Genomic DNA, 17,699 nt, shown 5'->3' with positions numbered 1-17,699 from the left:
TCTACGTCCGACCATTGATTCGGCCAGTCATCGATGTCGCTGGTGATTGTCTGATAGGCATATTCGCTGTCCCCTCGTTCATAGGGCTCCGCTGTACAGCGGCAGCCGTAATCTTCACCCGGGTGTCCGGTTTCCGGTGGACTATCCAGGCAAATAGTTTTCCGTTGTTTTCAATGTGAGAAGGGCGCACCTGCGGATCGCCGCGCGTGCGCCAGATATAATGTGTGGTCTGGTGGCCCAGGTCTTCCGCCTTTAGCGACAAGCGTATGGGAGTTCCACGGCGGAGATAGTCGTTAAAAGCCTTGCGGTATTCCAGTGAATTGAGAGGGTTCATCGTGTCGTGTCCCGTTGCGTTGAGACAATGATACGGCGGCAAAAGTGAGTGTGGATAAGTGACCAGTGAGAACCACTGGAATGCCATCAATACCGCGCGTTCAGGAGCTTCGGTGCCTAAGGTGCGTGGGCGGCGTTTTCCCGCAGCAACCGCAGCGCTGCGGCGCGCGCTTCGTCGGTGACGCTGGCGCCAGCCAGCATGCGGGCGATTTCTTCCTGCCTGTCGCCGGTTTCCATTGCCCGTATGGATGTCGCCACGCGGTCATTGCCAGCGGCCGCCTTGGCGATAAGGAAATGTGTCTGAGCCCTTGCAGCAACCTGCGGCGCATGCGTGACGGAGAGAACTTGAACTGTACCCGCAAGGCGCCGCAGACGCTGGCCAATAGCGTCGGCGACCGCACCGCCCACACCCGTGTCGATCTCGTCGAACACCAGCGTCGGCGCCGAGCCGCGATCAGCAAGGGCTACTTTCAGCGCCAGCAGAAAGCGCGAGAGCTCACCGCCGGACGCGACCTTCATCATGGGACCGGCGCGTGTGCCCGGATTGGTCCGCACCCAATATTCGACCGTGTCGATCCCATCCGCTGTGCGGCTCTCTGCATCCGTCGTCATCTCGACGATGAACTCGGCGCGCTCGAGTTTCAGGGCGGGCAGTTCCGCCATGACAGCCTGTTTCAAATGCTCGGCAGTCTCACGGCGGTCTTTTGAAAGTGCGCGTGCCGCCAGATCATAGGCATCGCGTGCGGCCTGCGCCTCTTTCTCTAGCGCTGCCAGCCGCTCGGCTCCCGCGTCGATATCGGCAAGATCCGCATCCATCCGGTCACGCAACGCGGGAAGGTCATCGACGGCAACGGAATACTTTCGCGCAGCGGCACGCAGAGCGAACAGCCGCTCCTCCGTTTGCTCAAGCACACGCGGGTCAAAATCAATGGCGCGGATCGCCTGTTCGATGCCATTCTGCGCCTCCGCCAACGCATTCAGGGCCTCGTCGATGGCCTTGACGACCGGCTCCAGCAGCTGCGGAGCTTCCGGCACCTTGCGTTCCAGCCTGCGGACGAGGCTGGCAAGGGAAGGCACGGGAGACGCGCTGCCGGACAGCACCTCATTGGCATCATTGACATCGCCCGCGATCTTTTCCGAACGCATCATGTCCGTGCGCCTGATCGCCAATGTCTCTTCTTCCAGCGGTTCCGGATCGAGCTTTGCAAGTTCTTCAACAGAGGCGCGCAGATAGTCGGCCTCGCGGGTCGCCGCTTCCACCTTGGCACGGTGGCGGACCAGCGTGTGTTCCGTATCGCGCCAGGTCTTGTGAAGTGTACGCACGAGCGCCGCCTTGATTTCAAGCGCTCCAAAGGCATCGAGCAAGGTACGGTGGATATCGAGATCGACAAGCGCACGGTCGTCATGCTGGCCATGGATTTCGACAAGCCTGCGTCCAAGTTCTTTCAGCAGCGTGACACTTGCGGCCTGATCATTGATGAAAACCCGACTGCGGCCATCGGCATTCTGCACACGGCGCAGGATGATATCGCCATCGTCTTCAATGTCATTTTCACGCAGCAGCGCGCGGGCCGGATGGCTTCCTACGACATCGAAGACAGCGGTAACTTGACCCTGTTCAGCGCCATGTCGCACGAGCGAGGCATCGCCCCGCGAGCCCAAGGCAAGCGACAAAGCATCGAGCAGTATGGATTTACCTGCACCTGTCTCGCCGGTCAGCACCGACAGACCTTCGCGAAACTCGATGTCGAGCCGTTCAATCAGAACTATATCGCGGATCGACAGATGCGAAAGCATGGTTGCTCAGGTTAGGGTTTCTTCGTTTTTACGCAATTCCGGACGGAAAACCGGTTCCCACTTCTCCTGGAATCGCTTTAGACGCCGTCTTTACCACCGGTGATAGCCTCTGCGGCTTTGGATAGCCATGAGCCGGCGTTCTGTCGAGGTTCAAGCCCGCCACTTTGCAGCAGTTTGTAGCTGTCTTTGTACCACTCGCTGTCCGGATAATTCTGGCCGAGAACCGCGGCCGCTGTCTGGGCTTCATTGGTGATGCCCAAGGCGTAATAGGCTTCAACCAAGCGGGCCAAGGCTTCCTCCACCTGGCGCGTGTTCGAATATTGCTCGACAACGCCGCGGAAGCGCTTGATCGCTGCCAGATATTCCTTGCGTTCGAGATAATAACGGCCGACCTGCATTTCCTTGCCGGCGAGCTGATCGCGGCCGAAGCGGATCTTTTGCTTGGAATCCTCGACGTACTCGGAATCGGGGTAACGTTCGACGACCTCGTTGAACGCAGCAATCGAGCGGCGAGTCATGCTCTGCTCGCGTGTCACATCGGGAATCTGGCGATAGTAGCAAAGGCCGGTGATGTAATAAGCGTAAGCCGCCTCTGGCTGCGTTGGATAAAGCGCAATGTAGCGCTTGGTCATGGCAATCGACTCGTCATATTTGCCTGCACGATAATTGGCGAACGCACCCATCACCAGCGATTTGCGGGCAAATTCCGAATAGGGATGCTGGCGGTCGACAGCATCGAATTTCTTGGCAGCCTCATCGAGACGGCCGGAATTCAGATTGGCCAGAGCCTGGTTATAAAGAACGTCTGCAGGTTCGATCGTGTCGACATAGGCGTTGAGATCGATGTCATCGTCCTTCGAAGCACAACCGGAAATGGCTATAGCGCTGGCGACTGGAAGGAGTAGAAAGGCCATCCTGGCCTTGCCCCCAAAGCCCTTATTCATCGACATTCTGCTATTCGCCATGCTGTTTCCGGCCCCACATAATAATTTAAGAGCAATGATCGCAAACCCGATATCACGTTTGCAGCCCACACTCTAGGCATAGTCAATCTACCGTCGGTTGGGCGGTCATAAACCACAAGCGACGAGAATCAGCAATCTTATTGCCATGTAATCGTCCAATTTTGTGGCGGAGCCGAAAATGAACTGTAAATCCCTAAGATTCGCTTATTTTGCTTAGACTATTCGTTTTCAAGCAACTGGGCTTCACCATTACTGAAAGACAATTCATCCCGGCTTGAAGTGCTGATGATTATCATGACGTCCTCCGGTCTGACGCCGGGCGCCTCACCAAGCAGCTTGACCAAGCGTTTGTAGAATGCCTGTTTCGTCGCGGCATCACGGGTTCTGGCGATAGTAATCTCGAACACCATAAAGTCGTCTGAACGCGGACCGCCAAAATAATTGCGGTCGAACACGAACTCGCCTGGGCGATGCTGGTGAATGGCCTGGAAACGATCCGCAAGCGGAACATTGAATGCCTCGACCATGGCTTGATGCAGGCTATCGGAAACGGCTGCCAGATATTCGGGTGATTTTCCTTCGAGAAGCGAAATGCGGGTGAAGGGCATGGAACTATCCTTTCTTTAAAAGACTTGACGCCGGCGCGGCTTGGCCGCTCCACCTCGGCTGTCAGTGCGCAACTGAAGAAACTCGAGCAGCAGACGGAAACGGCGATCTTCGTCAAGGCGGGGCGCGGGCTGGCGCTAACGGAAGCCGGCGAAACAATGCTGGCCTATGCTCGCAGGCTGCTCGACCTGAACGATGAAGCCGCGACGGCGATCCAAGGCACCGAGCTTGCCGGGTGGGTGCGGCTCGGATTGCAGGAGGATTTCGGCGAAACCATTCTTCCGGAAGTCCTCGGACAGTTCGCCCGCGCTCATCCAAAGGTAAGGATCGAGGCACGCGTGGCACGCAATGCCGAATTGATCGATCGCATCACTACCGATCGCCTTGATCTGGCGTTGGCCTGGAATGATGCATCTGTGACGACACCGCACTCCGACCACATCAAGGATTTACCAATGTGCTGGGTTGGCCCCGCCAGCGAGCCAAGAAACTGGCGAGCATCCGCAGACGAACCATTGCCTCTTGCGTCGCTGGAAGCACCCTGCCTCTTGCGCACCGCCGCCACGAGCGCACTCGACCGCGCCGGCATACCTTGGCGGCAGTCGTTTGTCAGTCCTAGCCTGGCGGGATTATGGGCTGCAACGGCAGCAGGCCTAGGCGTAACCATTCGCACCCCGTTCGGGCTACCGCCAAGCGTACAACCTCTGGTGCCGGCTGACAGCGGACTGCCACCGCTGCCTTCTCTCGGACTTGTTCTTCATCGATCGCAAGCGCAATCAGATCCGGCAACCGCACGCCTCGCATCGATCATGCTGCAAGCGGTGCACGATGCGGTACCAGCGTACTGACAGGCTTCAGATCGCCCAAGGTGCAAAAACGGGAGCGTTTACGGCAACAAGCGATGCGCCGCGCGACTGGCCACGTTTACCGGCCATTTCGACGATCTCGAACGCCGTATGATCGGAGAGGAGTGCGCGGAGCGCCGCCGCATTCAGCCGGTGCCCGCCGCGATACGAGCGGAAGCAACCAATGAACGGCGCGCCAGCAAGGGCAAGATCGCCGATGGCGTCCAGCGCCTTGTGACGAACAAACTCATCCTTGTAGCGAAGGCCACCCGGATTGATGACGGAGTGATCATCGCCGATGACCAGCGAGTTATCGAGTGATGAACCCAGCGCCAGGCCTGCCGCCCAGAGCTTTTCCACGTCGCGCATGAAACCGAAGGTGCGCGCCCGCGAAATTTCCTTCCGGAAAACCGTCTCATCCATATCGGCGGCAAATCTCTGACGACCGATGACTGGCGTTTCAAAATCGATTTCGACCTCATAGCGCGTTCCATCATAAGGACGGAACTCGGCCCAGGATGCCCCGGCCTCGATACGCGATGTCTTGAGGATGCGGATGAAACGGCGTTTCGCCGCTTGCCGCACAAAACCGGCCTGCTCGAATGCGTCGAGGAACACCGAGGATGTTCCGTCGAGAATTGGCACTTCGGGGCCGTCGATCTCGATGATCATGTTGTCGATGCCCGAACCGGCGATGGCTGCCATGACGTGTTCGACTGTGCTGATCGTCACCCCTGCCCTGTTGGCAAGCGTGGTCGACAGATCGGTCGTCCCGACTTCCGATACAAGCGCCTTGATTTCGTGGCTGGCGCCACTTCCGTCGAGCCTGTGGAAAACGAGGCCCGTATCGGGTTCGGCCTGGACGAAAGTAATCGTCACCGGCGCACCGCTGTGCACACCAGCTCCTGAAAGCGTTATTCGCTCGGCGATTGTTGTCTGGTAGTCGCGCAATTGAAACCTCGTGCCCATGTACCGCCCCGGATCATCTATCCGGTTTTCGACATTAACTTGCGGCGCTGCACGTTTCTGGAATCAGCATCGCTCATCGTTATTTTGCGGCGCAAGATACAGTCGGCATCCCATGAAGCAAAATCACGGTTTCGCGACGTTTGTAACGAAACCATTGCGCCATCAGCTAAGTCGTTTCTTTGGCCTTTCAATGGCTTGAAAGAAAAATTCCGCCATTGAGGCAATGGCGGAATTCATATCCTTTAACAATCCGTGATCAGATCAGTTGGCCTGACGACGAAGGAAAGCCGGAATTTCAAGCTGATCGTCTTCGGAAGCCTGGCGTGCCTGGGGCTGAACTCGCCCCTGCTCATCGAGCTGTCCACGGCGAGGCGCATAGATCGACGCATCTTGCGAAAGCGGCCGGCGCTGTTCTACCGGACGCATCGCGGGTTCGCGCGGTTGCGCTGGTTCGAGCCGGGCGGTCTCGTCTTCGCGGCGAGTCAAACCGGCAGTGAGGCGCTTGAGAAGACCCATCGGACCACGATCTTCCTGGCTGTCATAGGAAGGTTCGCGATTGCTCTCACGGCTTCCCATGTCGCGGGCATTGAGTTCTGCCTGAACCACAGGCGGGAAATCAGCGACATTCGGCATGCGTGGTGCAGCCGGCTGCGGTGCGGGTGCAGCCTGCATCTGCGGAGCGGGCTGATGCACCGGAGCCTGGGGCGCGGCAGCGAATGGAGCATCAAAGACTTCCGGCGCCGGAGCCTGGAAAATGCGGCTCTGTGGACGGAATTCCTCGGCGGGCTGTGGAGCACGCTGCACCACCTCCTGCTCCGCAGCGCGGATCGCGTCGGCCACAGGGTCCGCTACCCGTGCGGCCGGCTGCTGGACAACCGGACGTACGTTTGAACTTGCGGCGGCCTGCTGCGCGGGCTTGGCAATGGGCTTCAGAGGCTGGCGAAATTCGATCGGCGCGGGCGCCGACTCTCCAATCTGCTTATCGATGCCAGTTGCCACGACAGAAACGCGGATGATGCCTTCGAGGCTTTCGTCAAAGGTAGCGCCGAGGATGATATTGGCATCCTGGTCAACTTCCTCACGGATACGAGTTGCAGCCTCATCGACTTCAAAGAGCGTCATGTCGCGACCACCGGTGATCGAAATCAGCAGACCCTTGGCGCCACGCATGGAGGTTTCATCAAGCAGCGGATTGGCAATTGCAGCTTCAGCGGCAGCCATTGCGCGGCCATCACCGGATGCTTCGCCGGTGCCCATCATCGCCTTGCCCATCTCGCGCATGACCGAACGAACGTCGGCAAAGTCGAGATTGATCAGGCCTTCCTTCACCATCAGATCGGTGATGCAGGCAACACCGGAGTAGAGAACCTGATCGGCCATCGCAAAGGCATCGGCAAAGGTTGTCTTGTCATTGGCAATGCGGAAGAGGTTCTGGTTCGGAATGACGATGAGCGTATCGACGTTCTTCTGCAGATCAGCAATACCCATATCGGCGGTGCGCATGCGGCGCTGACCTTCGAAATGGAAAGGCTTGGTGACGACGCCAACGGTCAAGATACCCTTTTCGCGTGCCGCCCGGGCAACGACTGGAGCGGCGCCTGTGCCGGTGCCGCCACCCATGCCGGCAGTGACGAAGCACATGTGGGTGCCCTGGAGATGATCATTGATCTCGTCGATGCATTCTTCGGCTGCTGCGCGGCCAACTTCCGGCTGCGAGCCTGCGCCAAGGCCTTCGGTCACAGCGGCACCAAGTTGAACCAGACGTTCAGCCTTCGACTGTGACAGCGCCTGTGCGTCGGTATTGGCCACGACAAATTCAACACCGCGCAAACCGGCATTGATCATGTTATTGACCGCGTTGCCACCACCACCGCCAACACCGAATACGGTGATCCGTGGCTTAAGCTCGGTAATGTCCGGCTTTTGCAGATTGATACTCATTTGTTTCGTTCCTTTTCGTCTCTACCGCCTCGCCGCTGCGGTGTTTTTTTGGGTTTCCCCGATTGATTAAAAACTCTCTTTCAGCCATTGGCTGATACGCTGAAAACGCCCACCTGTGCCTGTCATCAACGAAGATGAACCAGCCTTTACAGAACGCTCCTCAATTCCTGCTACTTGCGGATAAATCAGAAGACCAACCGCTGCAGAGAAAGCCGGACCCTTGGCGGCTTCGGGAAGCCCCGTGACACCAAGAGGACGGCCAATACGCACGTTGCGGGCCAGAATGCGGCGTGCCGCCTCCGGCAATCCCGCCAACTGACTGGCGCCGCCCGTAAGCACCACGCGCTTGCCGACAATCTGGCCGTAGCCGGACTGATTGAGGCGGTCACGCGCGAGTTCCAGCGTTTCCTCTACGCGAGCGCGTATGATGCGGGTCAGTACCGCGCGTGGATATTGATTGGGAACATCGCGTGCATCGTTGCCGAGCGGCGAGACACTGATCATGTCCCGGTCATCGGCAGCACTTGGCAATGCAGACCCGTGCATGACCTTCAGACGCTCCGCGTCGTCCATATGAGCGGAAAGGCCCCGCGCAACATCCATGGTCACATGGTTGCCGCCAATGGCGATGGCATCGGCGTGAATGAATTTGCCTTCGGAGAACACGGAAATCGTCGTCGTTCCACCGCCCATGTCTATGCAAGCAGCGCCCATCTCGGCCTCATCATCGACCAGCGCCGAAAGACCGCTGGCGTAAGGCGTTGCGATCATCGCCTCGACAGACAAATGACAGCGATTGACGCAGAGCTCAAGATTGCGCAGCGGCGCTGCGTCGGCAGTCAGAACATGCATTTCGACGCCTAGCGTATCGCCGATCATGCCGAGCGGATCGCGAATGCCGCGTTCACCATCTAGGCCATAGGCGATGGGGAGCGAATGCACGAGATGACGTTCAGCGGCAAGCGCCTGCTTGGCACCGGCTGCAAGCACCCGGCGGATATCCGCTTGGTCGACCTCATGGCCACCAAGATTGATACTGGCCGAAAAGCTTTCACTCTTCAGGCGGCCCGCCGAAATATTGACGATCATCGAGTCGACCGTAAGGCCCGCCATACGCTCCGCGGCATCGACGGCAAGACGGATCGCCTGCTCGGCAGCATCCAGATTGACGATGACGCCCGACTTGATGCCGCGCGACTTCTGATGGCCAATTCCCAAAACTTCGATGCGATGTGTACGGCCTGGCAGATGCGCGCTTTCCTCACGCGGACGCAAACGCGCGATGATGCAGCAGACCTTGCTCGAACCGATATCCAGAACTGTCAACGAGCGCGTCCGCTTGGCGGATGGCGCTCCTGTCGATGTACCTTTTCCGTTCAGAATACTCATACACGCTTCTCCGAACGCTTGGGCGCCTTGTCACGGGCCTTCAAATACTCAACACGCTGTACCATTGCTTCCGGTGTCAGCCTGACAACTACGCGGTCCGTCAGACGCATATCGACCGATGCAATATCGCGAGACAAAAGCCCCGCCTTGCTGTCCATATTGGCAATATCAGTCAGGGCCTCGTCGATACGCGTTTCCGGCAGCATCAGGCTGACGCCGTTTTTCAGCACCAGATCCCAACGGCGATCTCCGACCCGCTGATAGGCCTTTACCTCCGCAGCGATTTGCGGGAAGGCGGCCATCTGCGTCAGGAGAAGCTTTGCCTGCTTGTCAGCACCTGCACCTATGACAACCGGCAATGAAGCACTGCGACCGCCATTGAAAGGTACGATCATGCGGCCATCAGCATCGATCACCGAAAGCTGATCGCCATTTTGCCACACCGCCAATGCGGTGCGCTCGTGGATCGAAATCTGGATCGTGTTCGGATACACCTTGAACACATCGACGGATTCGACCCAAGGCAATCCTGCTACGGCTTTTTGGGCGTCCGCAGCACTCAAGCCGACCAGAGACGTCTCGCCGTCAAGGCCAAGAGCGCCGAGAACGTCGATTTCCGACGTCTCCTTGTTGCCGACGACCTTCACATCTTCAATGGCGAAGCCGAACGTCGAGGTTGTAACCTTGACCACTTCGGGCGCATGACCGCCAAGGATTGCGCCGTAAGCTCCGGTCAAAGCCAGGAAAGCCAAGGCACCGAATGTTCCGACATGGTTCGGAATGGTGACTTCGCCTTCGATGGTGCGCGCAAGAACGCGAACAGGCTTGCGCAGGATTTTTGGCAGGACGATCCGGAAGCGGCCAAAAGTCGCCGACCTGCCCGAAGACACCGGCACAGCACCTCGCGGGTGCACATTTTTGCCCTTCAACGCAAACACGATGCGTCCTCCACCATCCAACTCAACAATTCACCGAAGGTATGCCCCGCAGCTTTGGCGATATCAGGCACGAGAGAGGTGGGAGTCATGCCTGGCTGGGTGTTGACTTCCAGCCAGATCAGCTCGCCATCCTCGGAAAAACGGTCGTCGTAACGGAAGTCCGACCGGCTAATCCCTTTACATCCAATTGCCTGATGCGCCTTGAGTGCCAGTGTTTGTATTTTTTGGTAAATTTTTAGTGAAATTTTAGCGGGAACAACATGATTTGATCCGCCTGCAACATATTTTGAATCATAATCGTAGAACTGGTGACCGACCGGGATGATTTCACACACTCCAATGGCCACATCGCCCATCACAGCACAGGTCAATTCGCGCCCATATATGTAGCGCTCAACCATGACGCTATCGCCATATTTCCATTCGGCTGAGGTGATGATCTGCGGTGGATGCGGCTGATCCTCCTTGACGATGACGACACCAAAACTGGAGCCCTCGCTCACGGGCTTCACGACGTAAGGCGGCTTCATCGGATGCTTTGAGGTGAAGTCCAGGCGGTTCATGGTCTTGGCTTCAGCCACAGGAATACCAGCTGCCTTGGCAACGATCTTCGCCTGCTCCTTGTGCATCGCGAGAGCAGACGCGAGCACGCCTGAATGCGTGTAGGGAATTTCGAGGTACTCCAGAATGCCCTGGATGGTGCCGTCTTCGCCGAACGGACCGTGCAGCGCATTGAAGGCGACATCGGGCTTGAGTTCATGCAATACACTGGCGATATCGCGAGTAACGTCGACGCGGGTTACGGTATAGCCTTCAGCCTCCAAAGCATCGGCGCATGAATTGCCGGAAGACAGCGACACCGGACGCTCCGATGAAAAGCCACCCATCAGCACCGCAACATGCTTTTTCGCCATGAAGGCAACCCCTCGAACACTTCCCCATCAAAGCTGAAAACAGACATGAGTCCGCGCACATCCGGCGGCCAAGACCGCAGATACCCGAGACTGGCAAAACCAGCCGACTCAAATCAGTTAACGCTTGTCCCTAAAGAATCAGAGAGTTGATTCGCTGACAAGTCCCCAATGATTCAACAATGGAAATTCAGGTAAAAAAATATGTCAGGAGGAGGCAGATCATGCGGCGCGAGCAGCTGCCTCGATTGCGTCGGCTACCCATTCATTGAGACTTTTGTTTTCTGCAGCAGCTGCCAAGACTGCAGCTTCGTGAAGTTCCGCAGCAAGGCGTACATTGAAACGACCAGAGAATTCGCGGAATGGAGGAATGCCTTTCTCAACACACATCTCAAGGAAAACCTTGAGCGACTTACGACCCTCGACAATCAGATCATCGACGCTCCTCGCGTAAAAATCGGCCCCACCGGACAATCCGAGAAATTCGCCACGGATCATGCCGATTTCCGGATCAAGAGAAACGACAGCTTTGTGACCGTCGATATCAATCACATTTTTCATGGCTTCACTCCATGGCTTTCCAGCCATTTTCTGATGCTCGCAATTGCACCCTTGTCGGTATCCGGCGATGGATGCGGGTGGTGAAACACTCGAACTTCGCCGAATAAAACGACACCGACACGCGAGCCTTCTCTTTCGCTGACTTCAGCACCGAGACCGACAAACAATGCTTCCACATCTACCCAGCGAACTGAACCACTGACTGGACGAGCGAAAATCTGCACCAAGGTAATATGGTGTTTACGCTTCATAAATTGAGTACCATTTTTCAGTACCATTCACAATGAAATTCAAGCAATGAATTATTTGAAAAAGCTATTTGATCCAGCTCAGAGCAGCTGGCCCATAAACTCGTGGACTTCATGGCCGGGGCGGAAAAGCCCAAGGCGTTTGATTTCCCAATGCAGGCGAACACCCGAATTCTGCACGACCCGCGAACGGATGGTTTCGCCAAGCGTCTCGAGGTCATGCCCCGAGGCGGTGCCGGTGTTGATCATGAAATTGCAATGCATGGGTGACATCTGAGCGCCACCGATCATCAGGCCGCGCCCGCCGGCTTTGTCGATCTCTTTCCAAGCAGAGGAGCCATCGGGGTTCTTGAACGTCGAACCGCCGGTCTTTTCCCGGATAGGTTGTACCGTTTCACGGTGCTGCTGGACCGCATCCATCGCCGTCTGGATTTCCCCGCGATCACCCGGCACGCCTTCGAACAGCGCCGAAGTGAAGATCAGATCATTTGCCGCACCGGAATGGCGATAGGCGTAGCCCATGTCGGCGTTTGAAAGAATTCGAACCTCGCCCTTGCGGTCAAGGGCACGCACTTCCACCACACGCTCACGCGTTTCAACGCCGTTCGCACCGGCATTCATGCGCAGAGCGCCGCCGATCCCGCCAGGGATACCGTGATAGAAATGAAACCCGGCGATGCCCGCCTCCAAGGCTGCAGCAGCCACGCGCTTGTCTGGCGTAGCCGTGCCCGCACGCAACTGCGTATCGCCAACCCGCTCAACCTCGCCGAAACCCTTGGCCGAGAGGCGGACGACGAAACCCGGAATACCGCCGTCGCGCACCAGGAGATTGGAGCCGATACCGACGACGAGGATCGGATATTCTTGCGGGACAGCTTTGAGGAATGCCGACAAATCTTCCTCGTCCGCAGGCTGAAACATGACTTCAGCTGGACCGCCGGCGCGGAACCATGTGACCTTTTCCATGCCCATATTGGGTGTCAGCCGTCCGCGCAGACCAGAGAACCGATCTCCCAGCTTTTTCAGCAAGGCTTCGCCATCGATAAGTGAATACATTGTATCCTTCCCGCCCGAACCATCCCTGTCGGAGCAACCGCCAAATCTAGAGCGCTGCGAGTTCCTTTGGCAAGGCATAGGCCCATTGGGTAATGTTGCCCGCCCCAAGAAAGATCACGAAATCATCCGGCTTGGCGATCTCGGCGATCAAAGGAGCCACCTCCTGCGGACCCGCGATATAGCGTGCGTCACGGTGTGCGGCGGTTTTGATACGCGAAACCAGCGCCTCAGAAGTCACACCCGGAATGGGGTCTTCGCCAGCCGCATAAACGGGCGCCAGGACAACCGTGTCGGCGTCGTTGAAGCAAGCTGCAAACTCATCGAAGAGGCTGGCGAGCCGTGTGAAGCGATGCGGTTGAACGACTGCGATCACACGGCCTTTCGCGGAATCCCGCGCCGCCCGCAATACCGCTTTGATCTCGACCGGATGGTGGCCATAATCATCGAATATCTCGACACCCTCCCATGAACCGGTATGGGTAAACCGGCGCTTGACCCCACCGAAGGATGACAAGCCCTTCTTGATATCGTCGGGTGAGATGCCAAGCTCATGTGCTACGGCAATCGCCGCTGTGGCGTTGGAAACATTGTGCCGGCCCGGCATGGGCAGGCGCAGCCCCGTAATCTCGGTGATCTCACCTGTCTTGCGCTTCGCGATATGAACATCGAAACGCGAGGCAGCGCCGTCAACGACGAGATTGACGAAACGAACATCCGCTTGCGGATTCTCCCCATAGGTGATGACCCGGCGATCCTCAATCCGCGATACCAGCGACTGTACTTCCGGGTGGTCAAGGCACATCACACCGAACCCGTAAAACGGTACATTCTCGACGAACTGCCGGAAAGCCTCGCGAACCCTGTCGAACGTGCCGTAGTGATCGAGATGCTCGGGATCGATGTTGGTGACAACCGCCACATCAGCGGGAAGCTTCAGGAACGTGCCGTCGCTCTCGTCTGCCTCGACGACCATCCAGTCGCCCTCACCCATGCGGGCATTCGTACCATAGGCGTTGATGATGCCGCCATTGATCACCGTTGGATCGAGATTGCCCGCATCGAGCAAAGTAGCGACCATGGACGTGGTCGTCGTCTTGCCATGGGTGCCGCCGATGGCAACTGCCTTGCGAAAGCGCATGAGTTCGGCCAGCATTTCGGCGCGGCGGACGACCGGAAGCAGCTTCTCTCGGGCCGCGATCAATTCAGGGTTGGATTTCTTGATGGCGGTTGAAACAACGACGACTTCGGCGTCGCCTACGTTCTCCGCCTTGTGGCCAACGAAGATCTCGATACCCTTTTCGCGCAAACGCTGCACATTGGCGCTGTCAGCCTGATCGGAACCTTGAACCTTGTAGCCAAGGTTATGTAATACTTCGGCAATACCACTCATACCGATACCGCCGATACCGATGAAATGAACAAGGCCTATATTGAGCGGCATCTTCATGGACGCACTCCTTTTTTGAAATCTTCAATCCGTTGACCGGACGCAATAGCTTCTGCGAGGTCCGCAAGCAACCTTGTGGCTTGCGGTTTGCCGGTGGTGCGGGCTTTTTCCGCAATAAATGCCAGACGGGTGGGTTCGTTCATCGCACTTGTCAGGATGGACGCAATGCGCTCCGGGGAAAGCTCGGACTGTTTGATAACGTCCGCTCCGCCGGCGGCCTGGAGCGCCGCTGCATTTGCCGCCTGATCATGATCGAGGGCATGCGGGAACGGCACAAGAATGGCTGGCCGGCCGATGGCGGCTATCTCGGAAACTGTGGAAGCGCCCGAACGCGAAAGAACGAAATGGGATTCGGCGATGCGACGCGGCATATCAAGAAAGAACGGCGCAACCTCTGCTGTGATACCAAGCGATTGGTAGGCCGAGCGCACATAAGACTCATCTTCTGCGCGAGCCTGCTGCGTCACGACAAGACGTGCGCGATCCTGCGGCGCCAGAAGTTTGATGGCAGCCGGCACGGCAGTGGAGAAGTATTGCGCACCCTGACTGCCGCCAAAAACCAGAAAATGGAAGGGCTGGTGCGCTTGCGAGGCTTTATAAGGCTTACCCACCTCTGCCAGGACCGCCGGGCGCACCGGATTTCCGGTGGTGATTGTCTTTTGCGCAAATGGTCCACCGGTATCGGTCAAGAAGCCGCCAGCAATTGCATTGACACGAGCCGCCAGCGCCTTGTTGGCACGTCCCATCACTGCATTCTGCTCGTGGATGAGTGTCGGTATTTTCATGCTGCTCGCCGCGTAGAGTGGTGGCAATGTTGGATAACCGCCAAATCCGGCAACCAGTTTTGGCTGAAACGTCCGGAAAAACCTGCGCGAATCGAGGTTGCCGAGCCAAAGGGTCCAGAAGGTCTTCGCCAAGGAAACTGGATTGCGCCCCGCAATAGTGGCAGATCTCACGACATGTATCTGCTCGGCTGGAAACGCGCCCGTGAAGCGTTGTGCACGTTCGTCGGTCGCCAGATGGATATCCCACCCACGCTCTATCAATTCATGCGCAAGCGCTTCGGCCGGGAAAAGATGCCCGCCAGTCCCCCCGGCAGCGAGAAAGATAACCCCCTTGGACATCGATCAGGTGCTACCTAACATCGAATGCATTTTCGAATTTGCCAATGTTGCGGACCGGCGTGCCTCTGGCCGGCGGCGTGTCAGCGCGAGCAAAAGCCCTGTCGAAATTGCTACCGCGATCAGTGATGAACCGCCGTAGGAGATGAATGGCAGCGTCATGCCCTTCGCGGGCATCAGGTGCAGATTGACCGACATATTAATGATCGACTGGAACCCGAACAGGATCACCAGACCCGATACAGCAAGGCGAGTGAAATCATCGCGTTCTTTCAGGGCGATCGACAAACCACGGATAACGATGAATCCGAAGATCAGCACTATCAACAGGCAGAGGGCGATACCGTATTCTTCTGCGGTCACGGAGAATATGAAGTCGGTGTGGCTGTCAGGAATGATGCGCTTGATAGTGCCCTCGCCCGGACCCTGGCCAAACCAGCCACCGCGAACGATCGCCTCACGCCCTGCATCTACCTGGAAGGTATCGCCCTCGCCGGTCAAGAACCGGTCGATACGGCCGGCAACGTGCGGAAAGACCGTGTAGGCGCCAAAGAATCCGCCAACTGCGAGAATACCGAGGAGGATAATCCAGAACCACGGTACACCGGCCATGAAGAACATCGCGCCCCAGGTAACGGCTGTCAGGATGGTTTGGCCAAGATCGGGTTGTGCAACCAGCAATGCCGCAACGACTCCAAACAGCACCATGGCGAAGAAGTTGCCGGGAATGTCCTTGCGGCGCTCGTTTTCTGCAAACAGCCACGCACAGATGATGACGAAGGCCGGCTTCATGAATTCGGATGGCTGAATGGATACGCCGGCAAGCGAGACCCAACGCCTCGCGCCCTTGACCTCGATACCGAAAAACAGGGCGCCAACCATAGCCACGAGGGAAATACCGAGCATGATCATGGCAAAGCGCCGGATGGTTTTTGGCGCCATGAAGGAGACTGCAAACATCACCATGACCGCCGGCACCATGAACAGCGCCTGCCGCTTGACGAAGTGAAAGCTGTCGAGGCCGATACGCTCGGCTACCGCGGGGCTCGCGGCGAACGATAGCAGAATGCCAAGCCCCATGAGAGCCAGGCAGGCGGCGAGGAGAAACCGATCGATTGTCCACCACCAATCGGCAACGGGACCACGGTCAACACGACTAACCATTAGCTTCTAGCTCCCATGATTGGTGCTGCGCCCTCAAGCGCAAGGACGGCGGAGCGGAATGCGTCGCCGCGCTTTTCAAAGTTCTGAAATTGGTCGAAACTGGCACAGGCCGGCGACAGCAGCACCACGGGTTCACTCGAACCGTCCCTGGCGGCATCGCGCGCGGCATGATCCACAGCAGCACCGATTGTGCCGGATATCTCGAATGGCGCAGCGTCGCCCAGCGTTGCCGCAAATTGCGGTGCCGCCTCGCCGATCAGATAAGCCTTGGCAATGCGCGGGAAAAAACCGGACAACGAAGCGATGCCGCCTTCTTTGGGTAAACCTCCAGCAATCCAGTAAATACGCGGGAAAGATGAGAGAGCTGGGGCAGCAGCTTCCGCGTTTGTTGCCTTGGAATCGTTGACGAACAATGTCTTGCCGAGCCGCGCGACCTGTTCCATGCGGTGAGCGAGACCTGGAAACGTTTTCAGCCCTGCATTGATTTCTTCTGCCGTGAGACCGACCGCGCGGCAGGCAGCGAAGGCAGCGAGTGCATTTTGCGCATTATGTTCGCCGCGCAGCGACCCGATGCCCGCAAGCGATGCAACAACTGTTTCGTCGCCCTTTCTGGCAAAGATCAGTTCGGGACCGTTAGCAAAATACCCGTCACCAACGGCTAAGCGTTTTGAGATGCGAATGACGGGTTTACCTGTCCGCTCCAGCCGGTCGGCGATTGCTGCTGAAAAGCTGTCATCCACGCCGACGATTGCGGTTTCGCTTCCGGCGACCAGACGCTCCTTGATCTCGGCATAATGTTGCATCGTGCCGTGCCGGTCGAGGTGATCCGGCGTCAGATTGAGCAGAATACCTGCGGTCGGGTTGAGTGAAGGTGCGAGATCGATCTGATAGGAAGAGCACTCGACGACATAGAAGCGTGCATCTGTCGGTGGCTCCAAAGTCATGACTGCCGTGCCGATATTGCCGCCAAGCTGCATGTCACGACCCGAACTCTTGATGATATGAGCGATCAGCGCAGTTGTGGTCGATTTGCCGTTGGTACCGGTAATCGCAATGAACGGGCTGCGTTTGTGAGCCAGGTTGCGCTCGCGCACGAAAAGCTCGATATCGCCAATGATCTCGACGTCTGCCGCCCTCGCGAGATCCACCGTCCAGTGTGGCCGCGGGTGAGTGAGCGGCACGCCGGGTGACAACACGAATGACGAGAACTGCTTCCAATCGACCTGACGAAGATCGGTTGTATCGATTCCCGCGTTTTGCGCGCGCGCCACACTCTCCGGATTATCGTCCCAGGCAACAACCTTGGCTCCGCCCGCGACGATCGCCTGCGCCGTCGCGATGCCCGAACCGCCGAGCCCGAAGAGCGCGACGGTCTTGTCCTTCATGGAATGGGCGGCGATCATGCAAG

Annotated in this window: 16 protein-coding genes; 1 reads left to right on the top strand and 15 read right to left on the bottom strand. The window is 57.6% G+C overall.

Annotated features, from left to right (window positions below):
• Positions 1 to 450: 450 nt before the first annotated feature.
• From recN to FHS21_RS17145, 3 genes are all read right to left on the bottom strand, one after another.
• On the bottom strand, positions 451 to 2,130 hold the full coding sequence (recN, locus tag FHS21_RS17155; RefSeq protein ID WP_183663276.1) for a DNA repair protein RecN: 1,680 nt from the start codon (positions 2,128 to 2,130) through the stop codon (positions 451 to 453).
• Between the two features lie 77 nt (positions 2,131 to 2,207).
• On the bottom strand, positions 2,208 to 3,044 hold the full coding sequence (locus FHS21_RS17150) for an outer membrane protein assembly factor BamD (protein WP_210000402.1): 837 nt from the start codon (positions 3,042 to 3,044) through the stop codon (positions 2,208 to 2,210).
• Between the two features lie 269 nt (positions 3,045 to 3,313).
• Positions 3,314 to 3,703, bottom strand: a complete 390-nt coding sequence (locus tag FHS21_RS17145) for a tautomerase family protein (protein ID WP_112530110.1) — start codon at positions 3,701 to 3,703, stop codon at positions 3,314 to 3,316.
• A gap of 24 nt (positions 3,704 to 3,727) precedes the next feature.
• Here FHS21_RS17145 and FHS21_RS17140 point away from each other — a divergent pair, with 24 nt between their 5' ends.
• Positions 3,728 to 4,549: a LysR substrate-binding domain-containing protein gene (locus FHS21_RS17140; protein WP_210283556.1), complete on the top strand. Its 822-nt coding sequence runs from the start codon at positions 3,728 to 3,730 to the stop codon at positions 4,547 to 4,549.
• A 6-nt stretch (positions 4,550 to 4,555) separates the two neighbouring features.
• On the opposite strand, the gene lpxC is transcribed toward FHS21_RS17140, so the two are convergent.
• The 12 genes from lpxC to murD all read right to left on the bottom strand — a co-directional run bounded on the left by lpxC (position 4,556) and on the right by murD (position 17,694).
• The gene (lpxC, locus tag FHS21_RS17135) at positions 4,556 to 5,515 is read right to left on the bottom strand and encodes a UDP-3-O-acyl-N-acetylglucosamine deacetylase (RefSeq protein ID WP_112530114.1); all 960 of its coding nucleotides are present in this window, start codon (positions 5,513 to 5,515) and stop codon (positions 4,556 to 4,558) included.
• A gap of 261 nt (positions 5,516 to 5,776) precedes the next feature.
• Positions 5,777 to 7,456, bottom strand: a complete 1,680-nt coding sequence (gene ftsZ, locus FHS21_RS17130) for a cell division protein FtsZ (protein ID WP_112530116.1) — start codon at positions 7,454 to 7,456, stop codon at positions 5,777 to 5,779.
• A 66-nt stretch (positions 7,457 to 7,522) separates the two neighbouring features.
• Positions 7,523 to 8,845, bottom strand: coding sequence for a cell division protein FtsA (gene ftsA, locus FHS21_RS17125; protein WP_112530118.1), 1,323 nt, complete (start codon positions 8,843 to 8,845; stop codon positions 7,523 to 7,525).
• Positions 8,842 to 9,783: a cell division protein FtsQ/DivIB gene (locus FHS21_RS17120; RefSeq protein WP_112530120.1), complete on the bottom strand. Its 942-nt coding sequence runs from the start codon at positions 9,781 to 9,783 to the stop codon at positions 8,842 to 8,844. The genes ftsA and FHS21_RS17120 overlap by 4 nt, the downstream gene beginning before the upstream one ends.
• Complete coding sequence (locus FHS21_RS17115; RefSeq protein WP_112530122.1) at positions 9,771 to 10,697, bottom strand: D-alanine--D-alanine ligase; 927 nt, start codon at positions 10,695 to 10,697, stop codon at positions 9,771 to 9,773. The genes FHS21_RS17120 and FHS21_RS17115 overlap by 13 nt, the downstream gene beginning before the upstream one ends.
• Before the next feature lie 219 nt (positions 10,698 to 10,916).
• A complete protein-coding gene (locus FHS21_RS17110; protein ID WP_112530124.1) occupies positions 10,917 to 11,255 on the bottom strand; it encodes a type II toxin-antitoxin system HicB family antitoxin in 339 nt (112 codons plus the stop codon).
• Entirely contained in the window at positions 11,252 to 11,533 is a 282-nt protein-coding gene (locus FHS21_RS17105) for a type II toxin-antitoxin system HicA family toxin (RefSeq protein ID WP_246411077.1), read from the bottom strand. The genes FHS21_RS17110 and FHS21_RS17105 overlap by 4 nt, the downstream gene beginning before the upstream one ends.
• Before the next feature lie 51 nt (positions 11,534 to 11,584).
• Positions 11,585 to 12,559: a UDP-N-acetylmuramate dehydrogenase gene (gene murB / locus FHS21_RS17100; protein ID WP_112530128.1), complete on the bottom strand. Its 975-nt coding sequence runs from the start codon at positions 12,557 to 12,559 to the stop codon at positions 11,585 to 11,587.
• 46 nt (positions 12,560 to 12,605) lie between these two features.
• Positions 12,606 to 14,006 carry a UDP-N-acetylmuramate--L-alanine ligase gene (gene murC / locus FHS21_RS17095; protein WP_112530130.1) on the bottom strand — a complete coding sequence of 467 codons (1,401 nt, stop codon included), beginning with the start codon at positions 14,004 to 14,006 and terminating at the stop codon, positions 12,606 to 12,608.
• Entirely contained in the window at positions 14,003 to 15,130 is a 1,128-nt protein-coding gene (gene murG, locus FHS21_RS17090; protein WP_112530132.1) for an undecaprenyldiphospho-muramoylpentapeptide beta-N-acetylglucosaminyltransferase, read from the bottom strand. The genes murC and murG overlap by 4 nt, the downstream gene beginning before the upstream one ends.
• Before the next feature lie 3 nt (positions 15,131 to 15,133).
• On the bottom strand, positions 15,134 to 16,291 hold the full coding sequence (gene ftsW, locus FHS21_RS17085) for a putative lipid II flippase FtsW (RefSeq protein WP_112530134.1): 1,158 nt from the start codon (positions 16,289 to 16,291) through the stop codon (positions 15,134 to 15,136).
• On the bottom strand, positions 16,291 to 17,694 hold the full coding sequence (murD, locus tag FHS21_RS17080) for a UDP-N-acetylmuramoyl-L-alanine--D-glutamate ligase (RefSeq protein ID WP_112530136.1): 1,404 nt from the start codon (positions 17,692 to 17,694) through the stop codon (positions 16,291 to 16,293). Before murD ends, ftsW begins: the two co-directional genes overlap by 1 nt.
• Positions 17,695 to 17,699 lie beyond the last annotated feature (5 nt).

Origin of the sequence: Phyllobacterium trifolii, assembly GCF_014192095.1 — a bacterium.
GTDB lineage: Bacteria > Pseudomonadota > Alphaproteobacteria > Rhizobiales > Rhizobiaceae > Phyllobacterium > Phyllobacterium trifolii.
This window is presented reverse-complemented; position numbering and strand designations above follow the sequence as displayed.